Origin of the sequence: Paragemmobacter amnigenus (genome assembly GCF_009908265.2) — a bacterium.
GTDB classification, from domain to species: domain Bacteria; phylum Pseudomonadota; class Alphaproteobacteria; order Rhodobacterales; family Rhodobacteraceae; genus Paragemmobacter; species Paragemmobacter amnigenus.
Genome location: NZ_JAAATX020000002.1, coordinates 176,531 through 193,301, shown reverse-complemented (window position 1 = coordinate 193,301; position 16,771 = coordinate 176,531). Strand labels below are relative to the sequence as shown.

Genomic DNA, 16,771 nt, shown 5'->3' with positions numbered 1-16,771 from the left:
TTCTTCAGTTCTTCCGCATTGCCATCGCCAGACATTCGGCAAAGCGGTCAAAGGCGATGTTCCCGCCCGAGGCGACGACCAGCACCGTCCTGCCCGCCACCGGCACCGCCCCCGACAGCACGGCAGCCAGTCCCACCGCCCCCGACGGTTCCAGCACCAGCTTCAACACCTCGAAGGCGCGCGACATGGCCTGCACCACCGCGGCATCATCCACCGTCACCCCGCGCACCCCTGCCGCGCGGCAGGCGGCAAAGGTCGCCTCGCCCGGAACCGGCGCCTGCAGCGCGTCACAGACCGTCGGCCCGCCCGCCGCTGCCACCCGTTCACCCGCCCGCAGCGACCGGCCCATGCCGTCATACCCCTCGGGCTCGGCCCCCCAGATCGCCGCATCGGGACAGGCATCCCGCACCGCCAGCGCGACACCCCCCGTCAATCCGCCCCCGCCCACCGGACAGACCACGACCTCGGGCACGGCGCCGGCCATCTGCGCCAGCGCCTCGATCCCTGCCGTGCCCTGCCCTGCAATTACATCCGGATCATCGAAAGGATGCAGCAACACCAACCCCCGCGCCGCGGCCAGATCGCGCGCCATCGCCGCCGCCACCACCTCGCGCGGGGCGTCGCCATGATGCGACAGCACGACCTCCGCCCCCAATGCCTCGGTCGCGCGCCGCTTCGCCTCGGGCGCATCGACGGGCATCACGATGGTCACCGGCACCGACAGCTCACGCCCCGCCGCCGCCAGCCCCTGCGCGAAATTGCCCGAGGAAAACGCCACCACCCCCCGCGCCCGCGCCGCCGCGTCCAGTTGCATCAGCCGCCACAGCGCGCCACGCAGCTTGAACGACCCCGTCCGCTGCAAGCCTTCCGCCTTCACGAAAACCCGCGCCGCCCCGCACTCCTCGGCCAGCACATGGGACTCGAGCAGGGGCGTGCGGCGCACGATCCCCCGCACGCCCTCATGCGCCGCGACGATCCGCGCAGGGCTGGGCAGGTCAATAGGGCGCATCCACCGGCCCCATCCCCACATAGACGGACTTCACCTGCGTGTAATGCTCCACCGCCGCGCGCCCGTTCTCGCGCCCCACGCCCGACATCTTGGACCCGCCGAAGGGCCCCTCGACCGGCGTCAGGTTATAGGCGTTGATCCAGCAGGTTCCCGCCTCCAGCTTTGCAATTACCCGATGCGCCCGCGTCAGGTCCGCCGTGAACACCCCCGCCGCCAGCCCGAATTCGGTGTCATTCGCCCGCGCGACGACCTCCTCCTCGGTCTCGAAATCGAGGACCGCCATCACGGGGCCGAACACCTCTTCCCGCGCGATGGTCATGGCGTCGGTTACATCCGCGAACACCGTGGGCTGCACATAGAAGCCGGTATTCGGCGCCGCGCGCCCGCCCCCCGTCACCAGCCGCGCGCCCTCAGCCTTTGCCGTGGCAATATAGCCCAGCACCTTGTCCAGCTGCACCGCACTCACCAGCGGCCCCATCTGCGTCGCCTCGTCCAAGGGATCGCCCAGAACGATCCCCGCCGTCCGCTCGGCCAGCCGCGCAAGGAACCGCTCCTTGATCCCCTTCTGCACGAATACCCGCGTGCCGTTGGAACAGACCTGCCCCGCGGAATAGAAATTCCCCAGCATCGCCGCGCCCACCGCATCCTCGACGCTCGCATCGTCGAACACGACCAGCGGGGACTTGCCGCCCAGTTCCATCGTCACGGCCCGCACGCCATCCGCCGCCGCGGCATAGACCTTGCGCCCCGTCGGCACCGACCCCGTCAGCGACACCTTGGCCACCCGCGAATCCGTGACCAGCGCGGCCCCCACCGCACCCCGCCCCTGCACGACGTTGAACAGCCCCGCAGGCAAGCCCGCCTCGACAAGGATCTCGGCCAGCTTCAACGCGCCCAGCGGCGTCACCTCCGACGGCTTGAACACCATCGCATTGCCAAGGGCCAAAGCCGGCGCGGCCTTCCAGCAGGCGATCTGGCTGGGATAGTTCCACGCCCCGATGCCGACACAGACGCCCAAGGGCTCGCGGATCGTATAGACGAAATCGCGCCCCAGCGGCACCGTCTCGCCCGTCACCGTGGGCGCCAGCCCCGCGAACCATTCCAGCGCGTCAGCCCCGCTCGGCCAGTCCGCCACCACCGTCTCCTGAATGGGCTTGCCGGTGTCCAGCGTCTCCAGCCGCGCCAGCTCGTCCCCCCGCGCGCGGATGATATCCGCCGCGCGGCGCAGGATGCGCGACCGCTCCACCGGCTTCATCGCCGCCCAATCCGCCTGCGCCCGCTTGGCGGATGCCAAGGCCCGCTCCACCACCGCAGCCGTCGCCTCGTGCACGACCGCAATCACCTCGCCCGTGGCCGGATAGACCACTTCGATCGCAGCCCCTGCCTTGTCCTCGACATAGGCACCATCGACAAAATGGCTCGCCTTCGGTTGCGCCTTCATGCACCCCGCCCCTTCAGTTGAACATCCAGATAGTCCAGCGCCGTCGCCACCGCCGCCGCCGCATCGGGCGGCCCGCTTTTCAGCACCTCGCGCAGATAAAGCCCGTCGATCAGCGCGCCCAGCCCCTCGGCCACCTCATGCGCCCGCGCGCCTGCAAGCGGCCGCAGACAGACCAGCAGGTTCGACCGCAGCCGCCTCTGATAGACCGCCAGCAGACGCTTTGCCTCGGGCACGGTCTGGGCCAGAACGTAGAAATTCAGCCACGCCCCCACCACCTCGCGCCGGAAATTCCCCGCGCTGAAACTGGCGGCCAGAATCGCCCGCAGCCGCGCCTCGGGCCCCGTCGCCACCGCCAGCGCCCCCCGCACCTCGGCCCCGTAAAGCGTCAGGACATGCCGCATGGCGGCCAGAAAAATCTCGTCCTTCGACCCGAAATAATGATGCGCCAGCGCGCTCGACATGCCCGCGCGCTTGGCGATCTGGCTGACCGTGACGTCCAGCGACCCCACGCGCCCGATCTCGCTGATCGTCGCTTTCACAAGCGCCGCCTTGCGGATAGGCTCCATTCCAAGCTTCGGCATAGCGGTGCGGCCTCAAAAAATCCTTGCCAAACCGAGTAAGCGTGAAGTCTATTGACTCGTCAATCAACAAAAACCGACTGGGAGGTCGACATGCTGAAATCCACCCTTCTTGCAAGTGCCGCCACCTTGGCGCTGGCCAGTGCTGTCGCTGCGGAAGGCTGCGACAAGGTCATCTTCTCGGACGTGGGCTGGACGGACATCACCGCCACCACCGCCGCCACGACCCTCGTCCTCGAGGCGCTGGGATACGAGACCGAGACGAAGGTCCTCTCCGTCCCCGTCACCTATACCGGCCTTGCCGAAGGCGACATCGACGTTTTCCTGGGCAACTGGATGCCCTCGATGGAGGCCGACATCGCCCCCTACCGTGACGCGGGCACCGTCGACACCGTCCGCGCCAACCTCGAAGGCGCGAAATACACGCTTGCCACCAACGAACACGGGGCCGCGCTCGGCATCACCGACTTCACCAAGATCAAGGACCACAAGGACGCGCTCGGCGCCGAAATCTACGGCATCGAGCCGGGCAATGACGGCAACCGTCTGGTGCTCGAGGCGATCAACTCGCCCGATTACGGGATGGACGGCTTCGAACTGGTGGAATCCTCGGAACAGGGCATGCTCGCCGAAGTGGCCAGCAAGACCGAGGCGGGCGAACCCATCGTCTTCCTCGCCTGGGAACCCCACCCGATGAACGCCAACTTCAAGCTGACCTACCTGACCGGCGGCGACGCGCTCTTCGGGGCCGACTTCGGCGCGGCGACGATCTACACCAACACCCGCAAGGGCTATGTCGCGGAATGCCCGAATACCGGCAAACTGCTGCAGAACCTCGTCTTCTCGCTGCAGATGGAGAACGAGATCATGTCCGCCATCTCGGACGCGGGCGAAGACCCGCGCGATGCGGCCAAGGCATGGCTTGCCGCCAATACCGGCGCGTGGGAACCGTGGCTCGACGGCGTGACGACCAAGGACGGCGGCGACGCCAAGGCCGCCGTCGCGGCCGCGCTGCAATAAACGGTCCTCTCCGCGGCGACCCCGGGGGCTTCGCGCCCCCGGACCCCCGCGGAGTATTTGTTTCCGAGATGAAGGGGGAAGGCTGCGGATGGAGTGGCTGACCGATCACAAGATACCCGTGGGCAAGGCGGCCAAGGCCGTCTTCGACTGGATGAACACCCATCTCGGCCCGCTTTTCGACGCCATATCGGTGGTGATGGAAGGCATGATCGCGGGTATCCTCTGGGTGCTGCAATCGCCCCATCCCCTGATCATCGTCGCGGCCTTCCTTGCCCTGACATGGTATCTGCAACGGTCGTGGAAGGTCTGCCTCGGCGTTCTGCTCGGGTTCCTCTTCATCCTCAACCAGGGGTATTGGGAAGAAACCACCGAAAGCCTGACCCTCATCCTCGCCTCCTGCGTGGTCTGCATGGGGCTGGGCGTGCCGATCGGCATCGCCGCGGCCCACCGCCCGCGGCTCTATCAGGCGCTGGTCCCGATCCTCGACCTGATGCAGACGCTGCCCACCTTCGTCTACCTGATCCCCGCCATCGTCTTCTTCGGTCTGGGCATGGTGCCGGGCCTGATCGCCACGGTGATCTTCGTCCTGCCCGCCCCCATCCGCCTGACGCATCTGGGCATCTCCACCACCCCGCAGGCCCTGTTGGAGGCCGCCACCGCCTTCGGCGCCACCCCGCGCCAGCGGCTGTGGAAGGTCGAACTTCCCTACGCCTTCCCGCAAATCATGGCGGGCCTGAACCAGACCATCATGCTGTCGCTGTCGATGGTCGTGATCGCGGCCCTCGTCGGCGCGAACGGCCTCGGCGTGCCGGTGGTGCGGGCGCTGAACTCGGTCAACACCGCGCTCGGCTTCGAATCCGGCTTCATCATCGTCGTCGTCGCCATCCTTCTTGACCGCATGCTCCGGGTGACCCGCCAATGACCGCGCGCAATGCCGTAGAATTCGACCGCGTCTCCATCGTCTTCGGCGACAACCCCGACCGCGCCCTTCCCCTGATGGACGAAGGCAAATCGCGGGCCGAGGTGCAGACTGCCACAGGGCAGGTGCTGGGCGTCCATGACTGCACCCTGAACGTGGCCGAGGGCGAGATCCTCGTCCTCATGGGCCTGTCCGGTTCGGGCAAATCCACCCTGCTCCGCGGGGTGAACGCCCTGAACCCCGTGGTGCGGGGCGAGGTGCGGGTCTGGGACGGCGACCGCATGGTGTCCGTCACCAAGGCTGACCCCGACACCCTGCGCAAGCTGCGCCTGTCGCGCATCGCCATGGTGTTCCAGCAATTCGGCCTTCTGCCGTGGCGTACGGTGCGCGAAAACGTCGGCCTCGGCCTCGAACTCGCCGGCATCCCGCCCGAAGGTCGCCGCGCCAAGGTGGACGAACAGCTTGCGTTGGTGAACCTCACGCAATGGGCCGACCGCAAGGTGGGCGAGTTGTCGGGGGGCATGCAGCAGCGCGTGGGCCTTGCCCGCGCCTTCGTCACCGACGCGCCCATCCTGCTGATGGACGAACCCTTCTCGGCCCTCGACCCGCTGATCCGCGCGCGCCTGCAGGACGAACTCCTCGACCTTCAGGCGAAACTCAAACGCACCATCGTCTTCGTCAGCCATGACCTTGACGAGGCGTTCAAGATCGGCAACCGCATCGCGCTGATGGAAGGCGGGCGCATCGTGCAATGCGGCACCGCGCGGGACATCATCGCCAATCCTGTGTCGGAGTATGTGGCCGATTTCGTGGCGCACATGAACCCGCTGGGCGTCCTGACCGCGCGGGATGTCATGGCCAAAGGCGCCACCGCCACGGGCCGCGCCATCGATGCCGAAACCCCCGTCCGCGCGGTGATGGAGATGCTGCGCGACGGGGCCACCGACCTGACCGTCACCGAGGCAGGCCAGCCCGTCGGTGCCATCCGCGCCGCCGATGTCATGGCCCGCCTGATCGACCCGCGCGGGGCCTGACCCCCGCGCGGCCGCGCTCACTTCACGGCGGTAAAGACCAGCGTGTTGCCGCGCGCCGTATAGGTGGCCTCCATCCGGTCCGCGTCCACCACAAGGCCGGAATAGCACAGCGACCCCGCGTCCAGCGACCCGATGGCGAACAGCTCCATCACCTCGCCCGCCGCCTCACTGCCATCCGAACAGCCCTCGCCCAGCGAGATGACGGAAGCGGCGACCTCTTCCCCGTCATAGAGATCGGTCCAGACCAACCCCTCGACCCTGACCCGCGCCTTTGCATCCTCGGCCGACACCCATTCCCCCTGCATCGCGCGCAGCGTCCGCCCGTGCGGATCGCCGGCCGCATCCGCCGCGGCAATCGCGCCCAGCGCGAATTCGGCATGGGAATCAAAGACGTTCAGGATATCGCCGCGGAATTCCACATAGGTCAGCGGCGCCATGGCGCGCAGCGTTGCCATCACCTCGGGCGGGGTCGGCCCGTCCAGCGGCACCACGAATTGCGACCCGCCCGCGATGATCGTGCAGGCGGGCAATTCGCCCCCCTCGGTGCAGCCCTGAACATGGCCGGTATCGCGGTAATGGTCGCCCAGCGAACCGGGCTCGAAGGCAAGGGCGGGGGCAGAGACAAGCCCGACAAGGGCGGCAACGGACAGACGCATGGGAAATCCACTGGTTGACATCACAGCGCGCAGCCTATCACGCGCGCTGCCGCCGTCACCCCCCGACCTGCGCCCCCCGACCTGCGCCCTATTCCGCTGTCGCGGCCTTTGCCTTGGGCTTGGCTGCCGCCTTCTTTGCAGGTGCCTTCTTGGCCGCCGCCTTCTTGGCCGGTGCCGCCGCCGCCTTCTTCGCGGGCGCCTTGGCCTTCTTGCCGCCCGACTTGCCCGCCTTTTCCGCGATCAGGACCAGCGCCTCGTCCAGCGTCACGGCCTCGGGCTCCACCCCCTTGGGCAGGGTGGCATTGACCTTCGCCCATTTCACATAGGGCCCGTATTTGCCGGGCATCACCTGCACCTCGCCGCCATCGGGATGCTCGCCCAGAACCCGAAGCGGACCGGCAGGCGCACTCGCCCCCCGCCCCCGCGTCGCCTTCTGCGCCAGAACCTCGACCGCGCGGTTCATCCCGATGGTGAAGACCTCCTCCACATCCGGAATGTTGGCATAGACCGTGCCGTGCTTCACATAAGGCCCGAACCGCCCGATCCCCGCCTCGACCAGAACGCCATCCGCCGGATGCGGCCCGATGGGACGCGGCAGGTTCAGCAGTTGCAGCGCCCGCTCAAGGTTCATCGACTCCGGCGACCACCCCTTGGGCAGGCTGGCCCGCGGCGGCTTGGGATTGGCCTCGCTCGCCTCGCCCTTCTGGACATAAGGCCCGAACCGCCCCGCGCGCAGCGTGATGGGCTGGCCGTCGTCATCATGGCCCAAGACCGTGCCATCTGCGGAAATCGCGCCGCCCTCGTCCCCGCCACCGATGGGGCGGGTATAGCGGCATTCGGGATAATTCCCGCAGCCGATGAAGGCCCCGCCCGACCGCGCCGTCTTCAGATGCAGCCGCCCGTTGCCGCAGACAGGGCAGGACCGCGGGTCGCTGCCATCCGCCCGCGCGGGGTAGAGATGCGGCGCAAGGAAATCGTCGATCTTCTCCAGCACCTCGCCGATGCGCAGATCGGCGGTTTCCGCAATCGCGGCGGAAAAATCGCGCCAGAACTGCGACAGCACCTCCTTGTAATCCCGCTCGCCCGCAGACACGTCGTCCAGCTGCGTCTCCAGCGCGGCGGTGAAGTCGAAATCGACATAGCGGCGGAAGTAGTTGGTCAGGAAGGCCGTCACCAGCCGCCCCTTGTCCTCGGGGATCAGGCGGTTCTTGTCCTTCCTGACATATTCGCGGTCCTGGATCGTGCCGATGATGCTGGCATAGGTGGACGGCCGCCCGATCCCCAGCTCTTCCATCCGCTTGACCAGCGTCGCCTCGGTATAGCGCGGCGGGGGCTGGGTGAAATGCTGCTCGGGCGCGACGCCCCGCTTGTCCACCGCCTCGCCCTGCATCACCTGCGGCAGGCGGCCCTCATCCTCGCCATCGTCGTCGCGGCCCTCGTCATAGACGGCAAGGAAGCCGTCGAACAGCACCACCTGCCCGTTGGCACGCAGCATCACCTCGCCATCCGCGCTTCCCACATCCACCGCCGTCCGCTCCAGCCGCGCCGCCGCCATCTGGCTGGCGATGGTCCGCTTCCAGATCAGCTCGTAAAGCTTCCTCTGGTCCGCCTCGACCAGACGCAGCTTTTCGGGGCCCGCCGACATGTCGGTCGGGCGGATGCATTCATGCGCCTCCTGCGCGTTCTTGGCCTTGTTCTTGTACATGCGGGGGCTGTCGGGCACGTAATTCGCCCCGAACCGCCGCTTGATCTCGTCCCGCGCGGCCATCACCGCCTCGGGCGCCATGTCGATGCCGTCGGTCCGCATATAGGTGATGTGCCCCGCCTCATAGAGCCGCTGTGCGGCACTCATCGTGGCCTTGGCGCCCATGCCGTATTTCCGGCTCGCCTCCTGCTGCAGGGTCGATGTCATGAAGGGCGGGAACGGGTTGCGCGTGGCAGGCTTCGCCTCCACCGATTTCACCGCCAATGTCCGGGAAGTGACAGCCCGCACCGCCAATTCCGCCGCCTCGGCCGTCGGAATGTCGAATTTCGACAATTTCTTCCCGCCCAGAACCGTCAGCCCCGCCTCGAACTCCTGCCCGCGCGGGGTGACCAGCACCGCCTTCACCGTCCAGTATTCCTGCGCGCGGAAGGCCTCGATCTCCATCTCGCGCTCGACGATCAGGCGCAGGCAGACCGACTGCACCCGCCCCGCCGATTTCGCCCCCGGCAGCTTGCGCCACAGCACGGGCGACAGGGTGAACCCCACCAGATAGTCCAGCGCGCGCCGCGCCAGATAGGCATCGACCAGTGCCTCGTCCACCTCGCGCGGTTCCTGCATCGCCTTGGTCACCGCATCCTTGGTGATCGCGTTGAAGGTCACGCGCGAGACCTTCTTGCCCTTCTTGATGGACGAGGCCAGCGCCTCCTTCAGATGCCACGAGATCGCCTCGCCCTCGCGGTCGGGGTCGGTGGCAAGGATCAGCGTGTCGTCGGATTTCAACGCCTCGGCAATCGCGCGGACATGCTTCTTCGACTCGGGCGCGACTTCCCATTCCATGCGGAAATCCTGCTCGGGATCGACAGACCCATCCTTGGCGGGCAGGTCGCGGACATGTCCGTAAGAGGCCAGAACCGTGAAATCGGACCCGAGATACTTGTTGATGGTCTTCGCCTTGGCCGGGCTTTCCACAACGACGACAGCCATCAAATATCCTTCCAATCCGCCCCGAACAACAGCGCGGCAACATGTGGGCGAACCCCTGCCCTTGTCAATGCAGCCAGATGACAGGGCCCGCCGCGCAGGCCCTTGCGTCGCGGCGAGGGGCCGTCTGCCGCCCGCACCGCCCGAGGATATTTGGACAGAGAAGAAACGGAGCGCCAACTTCCAGCGCCTGCCTCAAACGCACAGGTCGGAACCTCCGCCCGCCCTGCATCCCGACCGCGCGGGTCGAGGCCGCCGCCCCCGATTGCCCCTTCCCATGAGGACGGCGCCGCCATCCCCCTCACCGCCACACGCCTGTAGATGCGCCCGCAGGTGCCATGCCCTAGCCGCGCGCCAGCATCCCGCCCGCGTGCCGGATCACCTGCCCCTCCATCTCCAGCGCCACCAGCGCCTGCGCCACCGCCCCCGCCGGAATCGCCAGATCGCGAATCAGCGCATCCTCCGCCATCGGACTTGGCCCCAGCCGCGCAAGGATCGCCCCGTGCAGCGCCGCGATCTCGGCCAGCGGGCGGCGTGCGGGCACCGGTCCGGGCAGCGGCGCGGGCGCGGGCACCTCCGGCTCTGCCGCCACGGGAACCGCCTGCATCCCCAGCGTTTCCAGAACATCGGCCGGACCGCGCACCAGCACCGCCCCGTCGCGGATCAGCATGTTGCACCCCGCCGCCCGCGCATCGAAGGGATGGCCCGGCACCGCCATCACCTCGCGCCCCAGATCCAGCGCATCCCGCGCCGTGATCAGCGACCCCGACCGCGACGCAGCCTCCACCACCACGACCGCCCGCGACAGCCCCGCCACGATCCGGTTGCGCAGCGGGAAATGCCGCGCCTGCGGCACCGTGCCCATCGGCTGCTCCGACAACAGCGCGCCCTTTGCCGCGATCCGCGCGGCAAGCCCCGCATGTTCCTCGGGGTAGACGACATCGACGCCCCCCGCCATCACCGCCACCGTGCAGGTCTCCAGCGCCGCCTCATGCGCCTCGGCATCGATACCGCGCGCCAGACCCGACACCACGACCTGCCCCGCCGCCGCCAGCCCCGCCGCCAGCCGCCGCGCCATCCGCAGACCCAGCGACGAGGCATTGCGCGCCCCCACCATCGCCACCATCGGCCGCGCCAGCACGCCGGCATCGCCCCGCAGCCACAGCACGGGCGGCGCATCTGCCATCTGCGCCAGCAGCGCCGGATAGACCCCGTCCCCGGGCACCAGCATACGCGCCCCCGCGATGCGCGCCTGCGCCATCTCGTGCCGCGCCACCTCGACCGGACAGGGGGAATAGTCCTCCACCCCCGCCGCACGCGCCACATCGGGCAACGCGGCCAGCGCCGCCGCCACCGACCCGTGCTCTGCCACCAGCCGGTGGAATGTCACCGCCCCCACCCGCCGCGACCGGATCAGCCGCAGCCGGTCCAGCGGATCGTCCTCCTGAAAATCGCGCATCTGGCCACCTTCTGCCGACCGTTCCCCCGATCCTGCTCCCGACTCCTTAATGTCCGGTAAACCGCAATGCTCACTTCGGACTTTCCTGACGGAAAATCCCGACGCCCCGTCGCCTTCCGCATTGAAGCCTGACGCAAAGTTTGATCAAATGCGCCGCAATTTACGGGTCCGCACCGGACCCCGCATGATGGAGCTTGCCATGCAGAATGCCGAAGTCGCCCGCCGCCGGGATGAAGCCATCTCCCGCGGCGTGGGCATGATGACCCAGATCTACGCCGACCGCGCCAAGAACGCGGAAATCTGGGATATCGAGGGCAACCGCTACATCGACTTCGCCGCCGGCATCGCCGTGGTGAACACCGGCCATTGCCACCCCAAGGTCATGGCTGCCGTGACAGAACAGATGTCGCGCTTCACGCACACCTGCCATCAGGTCCTGCCTTACGAGAATTACATCCGCCTTGCCGAACGCCTGAACGCCGCCGTTCCGGGCGACTTCCAGAAGAAGACGATCTTCGTGACGACCGGGGCCGAAGCCTGCGAGAACGCGATCAAGATCGCCCGCATCGCCACGGGCCGCAACGCCGTCATCGCCTTCGGCGGCGGCTTCCACGGGCGCACCTTCATGGGCATGTCGCTGACCGGCAAGGTCGAACCCTATAAAAAGGGCTTCGGCGCCATGATGCCCGATGTCTTCCACGTCCCCTTCCCGATGGGCCCGCACGGCATTTCCACCGAGGATTCGATGAAGGGCATCGAAAAGCTCTTCAAGGCCGACCTCGACCCCGCCCGCGTCGCCGCCATCATCTTCGAGCCCGTGCAGGGCGAGGGTGGCTTCTATGAGGCGCCGACCGACCTTGTCCGCGCCATCCGCGCGCTCTGCGACAAGCACGGCATCGTCATGATCGCGGACGAGGTGCAGACCGGCTTTGCCCGCACCGGCAACCTCTTTGCCATGCAGATGCACGGCGTCGCCGCCGACCTGACGACCATGGCCAAGGGCCTTGCGGGTGGCCTGCCCCTCGCCGCCGTGACCGGCCGCGCGGAACTCATGGACGCCGCCAACCCCGGCGGCCTTGGCGGCACCTATGCGGGCAACCCGCTGGGCATCGCGGCCTCCCACGCCGTGCTGGACGTGATCGAGGAAGAACAGCTCTGCGCCCGCGCCAACGAACTGGGCTCGCGCCTGAAGCAGCGGCTGGAATCGATCCGCTCCACCACCCCGGAAATCATCGACATCCGCGGCCCGGGCTTCATGGTCGCCGTCGAATTCGCCAACCCGTCCAGCAAGGAACCCGACGCGGGCTTCACCGGCCGCGTCCGGATGGAGGCATTGAAGCGTGGCCTGATCCTGCTGACCTGCGGCGTCTACGGCAACGTGATCCGCTTCCTCGCGCCGATCACAATCCCCGACGCCCACTTCGCCGAGGCGATGGACATCCTCGAAGAGTCCGTAGCGGCGGCGCGTCAGGGCTGATGCCGGCCGCGGGGGCCAGCCCCGTCTGCCATCGGTTCTTGTACCGATGGCGAATCCGATGGCCGACCCACGGGATATTTCCGGACGGAAAATGCACAGGGCCGTTTCTTCTGGAACGGCCCTTTCGCTTGCGCTAATCGCGGGGCATGGCAGGGGTTGGCGCACAGACGGATCAGGGCATCGTCCTTTCGGGCGCGTCCTTCGCCATCCGCGGCAAGCCCATCCTGTCCGACCTGACCCTGACCCTGACCGAATCCCGCATCGGCATCATCGGGCAGAACGGATCGGGCAAGACCACCCTCCTGCGCCTGATCGCCGGGCTGATCGCCCCCACCTCCGGCCGCGTCACCGTCGACGGCATCGACCCCGCCCGCGACCGCAAGGGGATGCTTACCCATATCGGGATCCTCTTCCAGAATCCCGACCAGCAGATCCTCTTCCCCACCGTGGCCGAGGAGCTGGCCTTCGGCCTGCGCCAGCAGGGCCATGCCGACGCCGAACCCCGCGCCCGCGCCGCCCTCGCCGCCGAGGGCCGCGCCGATTGGGCTGACCTGCCCGTCTCGACCCTCTCGCAGGGGCAGCGGCAATGGCTCTGCCTGCTCTCGGTCCTGCTGATGCAGCCGCGCACCATCCTTCTCGACGAACCCTTCGCAGCGCTCGACCTGCCCACCGCCGCGCGGCTGACCCGCCGCCTTGCCGCCCTGCCGCAGCGCCTGATCACCATCAGCCACGCCCCCGCCGCCGTCGCCACCTGCGACCGCATCCTCTGGCTCGACGCAGGCCGCCTGCGCGCCGACGGCCCGCCCGGCACCGTCCTGCCCGCCTTCACCGCCGAAATGGCCAGATTGGGAGAGGCCGATGCTGACCCTCACCTCCCCCGTTGAAACGCCCCTGCACCGCCTGCCCGCGGGGCTGAAACTCGCCCTGCTCTGCGCCTTCACGATCCTGCTCTTCCGCCTGTCCTCGCCCCTCCCCCTCGCCGCAATCGCGGGGGCCCTTGCCATGGCCCACCTCGCCCTCGGCACCGCCATCGCCGCGCAGGCCCTGCGCCAGCTCCGCCCGCTCTGGCCCTTCCTCGCCCTCCTCGCCCTCTGGCACGGGATCACGGGCGACATCGCGGGCGGCACCGCCATCGCCCTGCGCCTGACCACCGCCGTCGCCGCCGCGAACCTCGTCACCATGACGACGCGGCTCGCAGACATGCTCGCCACGCTCGACCGCCTTGCCGCTCCCCTCGCACGCCTTGGCCTGCCCATGCGCCGCGTGACGCTGGCCCTCGCGCTCTCCATCCGCTTCATCCCCGTCCTGTCGGACCGGATCGACGCCATCAGCACCGCATGGTCCGCCCGCAGCCCCCGCCGCCCCGGCTGGCGCATCCTGATCCCCGCCGCCCTCGCCGCGCTGGACGAGGCCGATCACGTGGCCGAATCCTTGCGCGCCCGCGGCGGCGCAGGCTAAGGGGACCGGCGCAAGAACAGGAGTCCGCCATGGAACGCAGCCTTTCCCACATCGCCCTCTTCGCCGCCCTGATCGCGGTTCTGGGCTTCGTTCCGCAAGTGATGCTGCCCTTCGGCGTGCCGATCACCGCGCAATCCCTCGGCATCATGCTCTGCGGCACGGTGCTGGGCGCGAAACGCGGCGCGCTGGCGGTCCTGCTATTCCTCGCGCTGGTCGCGGTGGGCCTTCCGCTCCTCTCGGGCGGGCGCGGTGGTCTGGGCGTCTTCGCCTCGCCCACCGTGGGCTTCCTCCTTGGCTTCCCCGTCGCGGCCTTCGTCGCGGGTCTGGTGACGGAAAAGCTCCGCACCGCGATCCTGCCCGCCGCCGCGCTGGGGGCTTTCCTCGGCGGGGTGGTGGCACTCTATGCCTTCGGCATCCCGGGCCTTGCCCTGATGCTCGACAAGTCCCTGACCGAGGCCGCCGTCATGGTCGCGGCCTTCCTCCCCGGCGACCTGCTGAAAGTGGCCCTCGCCGCGCTCATCACCCAAGGCATCGCGCGCATGCGCCCCGACGCGCTCCTGTCGCGCGGCTGACCGGTTCGCAACGGCCGCGCCTTCATCTCGGCCCAAATACTCACAGGGGGTGAATTGGCCGCAGGCCAAAAGGGGGCGCGTGCGCCCCCTGCCTCCGCCCTACCCCCCGAACACCACCGCCGTCCCGATCCCCCCGGCCGAGGCGATGGCAGCCACCCCCGACCCGCGCTCCAGATCGGCAAACATCCGCACCGCCAGCACAGCACCGGATGCCCCCACCGGATGCCCCCGCGCCAGCGCGCCGCCCTTCACATTCACCCGCGCAGGGTCCAGCCCCGCCCCCTCGACACAGGCGATCGCCTGTACCGCATAGGCCTCCATCACCTCCGCCCGCTCCAGATCGCCGGCGCGCAGGCCACAGGCCCCCAGCGCCTCCCCGATCGCCGCCACAGGCGCCAGCCCCGGTTCCCACGGCACGCCGCCCCGCGTGACACCACCCGCGATCCGCAGCGCCCGCGCGGCACCAGCCGCCACCCGCGCGGACACCACAAGGACAAAGGCCGCCCCGTCCGCCGCCACCGCCGCATTGGCCGCCGTCACATCCCCCGCCACCACCGCCGCCCGCGCCGCCACCGCCCCCGTCAGCGCCCGCGCAAAGGGATCGTGCACCACACCCGCCACCGGCACGATCTCGCCCGCCATATCCGCCCGCAGCGCCCGCGCATGGCTCTCCACCGCCCAGGCGTCCGCCCGCGCCCGCGAAATCCCCAGCCGCCGCCCCAGCGCATCCGCCGCCACCGCCATGTCGGGGTCGCGCTCCGGCCACGGGGTGAAGGGCGCCTGCCGATAGAGCGCCCCGCCCCGCACCCGCCGCTCGGGCGCGGTGGAATAGCTCTCCCCCCCCCCCGCCACCACCACTTCGGCCAACCCCGCCAGCACCAGCGCCCGCGCCAGCAGCACCGCATCCAGCCCCCCCGCGCATTGCCGGTCCACGGTCAGCCCCGCCACCCGCTCGGGCAACCCCGCCGCCAGCGCCACCCGCCGCGCGGGATTCCCGCCAAGGCCGATGGCGTTGGACAGGATCACCTCGTCCACCCGATCCGCCGCGATCCCCGCCGCCTCCAGCAGCGCCCCGATCACCGGCGCCGCCAGATCCTCCACCCGCAGCGCGGCAAAGGCCCCGCCGCGCGGCACCACCGCCGTCCGTTTCCCCCCGATCAGCCAGGCAGACAAGACCCGCCCCCTTCATCTCGGCCCAAATACCCATAGGGCAGCGCCGCAAGCGCCACGCCGCCAGCAAGGCCCCTCACAGCCCCGCCTCCGCCGCCAGCCGCGCCAAGTCTGTCTTGCCCGAGGCAAGCTCCGGCCAATCCTGCCGCCACACCACCGCCCGCGGCGCCTTCAGCGCCCCCAGCCGCGCCCGCGCCGCGCGCAATATCTCCTCCTCGCGCCCCGCATCCCCCATCATCACCGCCACCAGCACATGCCCCCGCATCAGGTCCGCCCTGGGCAGCACCGCCACCCGCCGCACGCCCTCCATCCCCGCCAGAAACGCCTCGATCTCCTCGGGAAAGACGTTCTGGTCCGCCACCGTCACCATCCGCCCGCGCCGCCCGGCCAGCCACAGCTCGCCCCGCTCCATCCAGCCCATCTCGCCCACCGACAGCCAGCCGCCCCGCCGCAGCACGCCGGTCCCCCGCGCGCCATAGCGGTCACACAGATAGGGCGAACGCACCCAGACCTCGCCCACGCCCCCGGGGCCCAGCACCGCGCCATCCGCCCCCCGCACCTCGATCCGCACGCCGGGATAAGGCCGCCCCACGCTGCCCGCGTCACAACCGCCATCCGACAGCGTCACGAAACTCGCCTCCGCCGCGCCATAGAACTCGCGCAACTCGGCCGCCGGCGCCACCGCCGCCAGCGCCGCCCGCAACACCCCGTCCAGCTTCGATCCGCCCACCAGAACCAGCCGCAGATCGGGCAGCGCCACGCCCCCCGCCTCGACCAGCAGCCGCAACTGCGCGGGCGTGCCATAGACCACCCCCACCCGCCGCGCGACCATCTCGCGCGCCTGCCCATCCGGCCGCAGCCCCGCCAGCAGATGCACCTCCGCCCCCAGACAGGCCCCCTCCAGCGCGCCGTAAAGCGACAGCGAATGCTCCATCCGCCCCAGCACGGCCACCTGCACACCGGCCCCGATCCCGAACAGCCCCTCGTTCACCGCAAAGGACGCACACCACGACCGCTGCGAGCGTCTGATCCGCCGCGGCACCCCCGTCGATCCCGATGTCAGCGTCTCGAAGACCGGCCGCGCCCCCGCCTCGGGCGCGGGCAAGTCCACCGCCCCCACGCGGAACGGCAACCCCGCCGCCCCCCGTGCCAGCGCAGCCGCCACCGCAGCACCGCAAGGCGCAGAGGCGATCACTGCCGCCCCGCCCGCCGCAACCACCGGAACCTCCGCCCCGTCCGGCCCGAAAATCCGCGCCGCGGCATGGCGACGAAACCTGTCCGCCACCCCCCGC

Annotated in this window: 15 protein-coding genes; 7 read left to right on the top strand and 8 right to left on the bottom strand. The window is 69.4% G+C overall.

Going from position 1 to position 16,771, the window contains the following annotated elements; genetic code table 11:
* Nucleotides 1-4 precede the first annotated feature (4 nt).
* Genes GU927_RS03380 through betI form a run of 3 tightly spaced genes read right to left on the bottom strand, consistent with a single transcriptional unit; the run spans nucleotide 5 to nucleotide 3,031 of the window.
* Nucleotides 5-1,009 (bottom strand): threonine ammonia-lyase, encoded by a 1,005-nt coding sequence (locus tag GU927_RS03380; protein WP_161760946.1) that lies wholly within the window; start codon nucleotides 1,007-1,009, stop codon nucleotides 5-7.
* Nucleotides 996-2,450: a betaine-aldehyde dehydrogenase gene (gene betB, locus GU927_RS03375; RefSeq protein WP_161760945.1), complete on the bottom strand. Its 1,455-nt coding sequence runs from the start codon at nucleotides 2,448-2,450 to the stop codon at nucleotides 996-998. Before betB ends, GU927_RS03380 begins: the two co-directional genes overlap by 14 nt.
* Nucleotides 2,447-3,031 carry a transcriptional regulator BetI gene (gene betI / locus GU927_RS03370; protein ID WP_161760944.1) on the bottom strand — a complete coding sequence of 195 codons (585 nt, stop codon included), beginning with the start codon at nucleotides 3,029-3,031 and terminating at the stop codon, nucleotides 2,447-2,449. The genes betB and betI overlap by 4 nt, the downstream gene beginning before the upstream one ends.
* Nucleotides 3,032-3,121: 90 nt before the next feature.
* Between betI and choX the strand changes: the two genes are divergently transcribed.
* From choX to choV, 3 genes are all read left to right on the top strand, one after another.
* Entirely contained in the window at nucleotides 3,122-4,048 is a 927-nt protein-coding gene (choX, locus tag GU927_RS03365) for a choline ABC transporter substrate-binding protein (RefSeq protein ID WP_161760943.1), read from the top strand.
* Nucleotides 4,049-4,136: 88 nt separating this feature from the next.
* Nucleotides 4,137-4,970: a choline ABC transporter permease subunit gene (gene choW / locus GU927_RS03360; protein WP_161760942.1), complete on the top strand. Its 834-nt coding sequence runs from the start codon at nucleotides 4,137-4,139 to the stop codon at nucleotides 4,968-4,970.
* Complete coding sequence (gene choV / locus GU927_RS03355; protein ID WP_161760941.1) at nucleotides 4,967-6,001, top strand: choline ABC transporter ATP-binding protein; 1,035 nt, start codon at nucleotides 4,967-4,969, stop codon at nucleotides 5,999-6,001. Before choW ends, choV begins: the two co-directional genes overlap by 4 nt.
* A 17-nt stretch (nucleotides 6,002-6,018) precedes the next feature.
* Here choV and GU927_RS03350 read toward each other — a convergent pair whose 3' ends face one another.
* The 3 genes from GU927_RS03350 to dprA all read right to left on the bottom strand — a co-directional run bounded on the left by GU927_RS03350 (nucleotide 6,019) and on the right by dprA (nucleotide 10,802).
* Nucleotides 6,019-6,657, bottom strand: coding sequence for a hypothetical protein (locus GU927_RS03350; protein ID WP_161760940.1), 639 nt, complete (start codon nucleotides 6,655-6,657; stop codon nucleotides 6,019-6,021).
* Nucleotides 6,658-6,745: 88 nt separating this feature from the next.
* Nucleotides 6,746-9,346 (bottom strand): type I DNA topoisomerase, encoded by a 2,601-nt coding sequence (gene topA / locus GU927_RS03345; protein WP_161760939.1) that lies wholly within the window; start codon nucleotides 9,344-9,346, stop codon nucleotides 6,746-6,748.
* A 340-nt stretch (nucleotides 9,347-9,686) separates the two neighbouring features.
* On the bottom strand, nucleotides 9,687-10,802 hold the full coding sequence (gene dprA / locus GU927_RS03340; protein ID WP_161760938.1) for a DNA-processing protein DprA: 1,116 nt from the start codon (nucleotides 10,800-10,802) through the stop codon (nucleotides 9,687-9,689).
* A 199-nt stretch (nucleotides 10,803-11,001) separates the two neighbouring features.
* Here dprA and GU927_RS03335 point away from each other — a divergent pair, with 199 nt between their 5' ends.
* From GU927_RS03335 to GU927_RS03320, 4 genes are all read left to right on the top strand, one after another.
* Nucleotides 11,002-12,279 carry a 4-aminobutyrate--2-oxoglutarate transaminase gene (locus GU927_RS03335; protein ID WP_161760937.1) on the top strand — a complete coding sequence of 426 codons (1,278 nt, stop codon included), beginning with the start codon at nucleotides 11,002-11,004 and terminating at the stop codon, nucleotides 12,277-12,279.
* A 146-nt stretch (nucleotides 12,280-12,425) separates the two neighbouring features.
* A complete protein-coding gene (locus tag GU927_RS03330; protein ID WP_161760936.1) occupies nucleotides 12,426-13,163 on the top strand; it encodes an energy-coupling factor ABC transporter ATP-binding protein in 738 nt (245 codons plus the stop codon).
* Complete coding sequence (locus GU927_RS03325; protein ID WP_161760935.1) at nucleotides 13,138-13,737, top strand: energy-coupling factor transporter transmembrane component T family protein; 600 nt, start codon at nucleotides 13,138-13,140, stop codon at nucleotides 13,735-13,737. Before GU927_RS03330 ends, GU927_RS03325 begins: the two co-directional genes overlap by 26 nt.
* 29 nt (nucleotides 13,738-13,766) lie before the next feature.
* Nucleotides 13,767-14,309, top strand: coding sequence for a biotin transporter BioY (locus tag GU927_RS03320; RefSeq protein ID WP_161760934.1), 543 nt, complete (start codon nucleotides 13,767-13,769; stop codon nucleotides 14,307-14,309).
* A gap of 99 nt (nucleotides 14,310-14,408) precedes the next feature.
* On the opposite strand, the gene GU927_RS03315 is transcribed toward GU927_RS03320, so the two are convergent.
* Together GU927_RS03315 and GU927_RS03310 are read right to left on the bottom strand one after the other, a co-directional pair.
* Nucleotides 14,409-15,482: a thiolase family protein gene (locus GU927_RS03315; protein ID WP_161760933.1), complete on the bottom strand. Its 1,074-nt coding sequence runs from the start codon at nucleotides 15,480-15,482 to the stop codon at nucleotides 14,409-14,411.
* A 73-nt stretch (nucleotides 15,483-15,555) separates the two neighbouring features.
* Nucleotides 15,556-16,764 (bottom strand): AMP-binding protein, encoded by a 1,209-nt coding sequence (locus tag GU927_RS03310; RefSeq protein WP_161760932.1) that lies wholly within the window; start codon nucleotides 16,762-16,764, stop codon nucleotides 15,556-15,558.
* Nucleotides 16,765-16,771: the final 7 nt, after the last annotated feature.

Bases quoted from the DNA above. Each gene is read 5' to 3' on its own strand.
- GU927_RS03325 (WP_161760935.1), top strand. From the start codon at position 13,138: ATGCTGACCCTCACCTCCCCCGTTGAAACGCCCCTGCACCGCCTGCCC.
- betB (WP_161760945.1), bottom strand. From the start codon at position 2,450: ATGAAGGCGCAACCGAAGGCGAGCCATTTTGTCGATGGTGCCTATGTC.
- GU927_RS03330 (WP_161760936.1), top strand. From the start codon at position 12,426: ATGGCAGGGGTTGGCGCACAGACGGATCAGGGCATCGTCCTTTCGGGC.
- choV (WP_161760941.1), top strand. From the start codon at position 4,967: ATGACCGCGCGCAATGCCGTAGAATTCGACCGCGTCTCCATCGTCTTC.
- GU927_RS03335 (WP_161760937.1), top strand. From the start codon at position 11,002: ATGCAGAATGCCGAAGTCGCCCGCCGCCGGGATGAAGCCATCTCCCGC.
- GU927_RS03320 (WP_161760934.1), top strand. From the start codon at position 13,767: ATGGAACGCAGCCTTTCCCACATCGCCCTCTTCGCCGCCCTGATCGCG.
- choW (WP_161760942.1), top strand. From the start codon at position 4,137: ATGGAGTGGCTGACCGATCACAAGATACCCGTGGGCAAGGCGGCCAAG.
- betI (WP_161760944.1), bottom strand. From the start codon at position 3,031: ATGCCGAAGCTTGGAATGGAGCCTATCCGCAAGGCGGCGCTTGTGAAA.
- dprA (WP_161760938.1), bottom strand. From the start codon at position 10,802: ATGCGCGATTTTCAGGAGGACGATCCGCTGGACCGGCTGCGGCTGATC.
- choX (WP_161760943.1), top strand. From the start codon at position 3,122: ATGCTGAAATCCACCCTTCTTGCAAGTGCCGCCACCTTGGCGCTGGCC.
- GU927_RS03350 (WP_161760940.1), bottom strand. From the start codon at position 6,657: ATGCGTCTGTCCGTTGCCGCCCTTGTCGGGCTTGTCTCTGCCCCCGCC.
- topA (WP_161760939.1), bottom strand. From the start codon at position 9,346: ATGGCTGTCGTCGTTGTGGAAAGCCCGGCCAAGGCGAAGACCATCAAC.
- GU927_RS03380 (WP_161760946.1), bottom strand. From the start codon at position 1,009: ATGCGCCCTATTGACCTGCCCAGCCCTGCGCGGATCGTCGCGGCGCAT.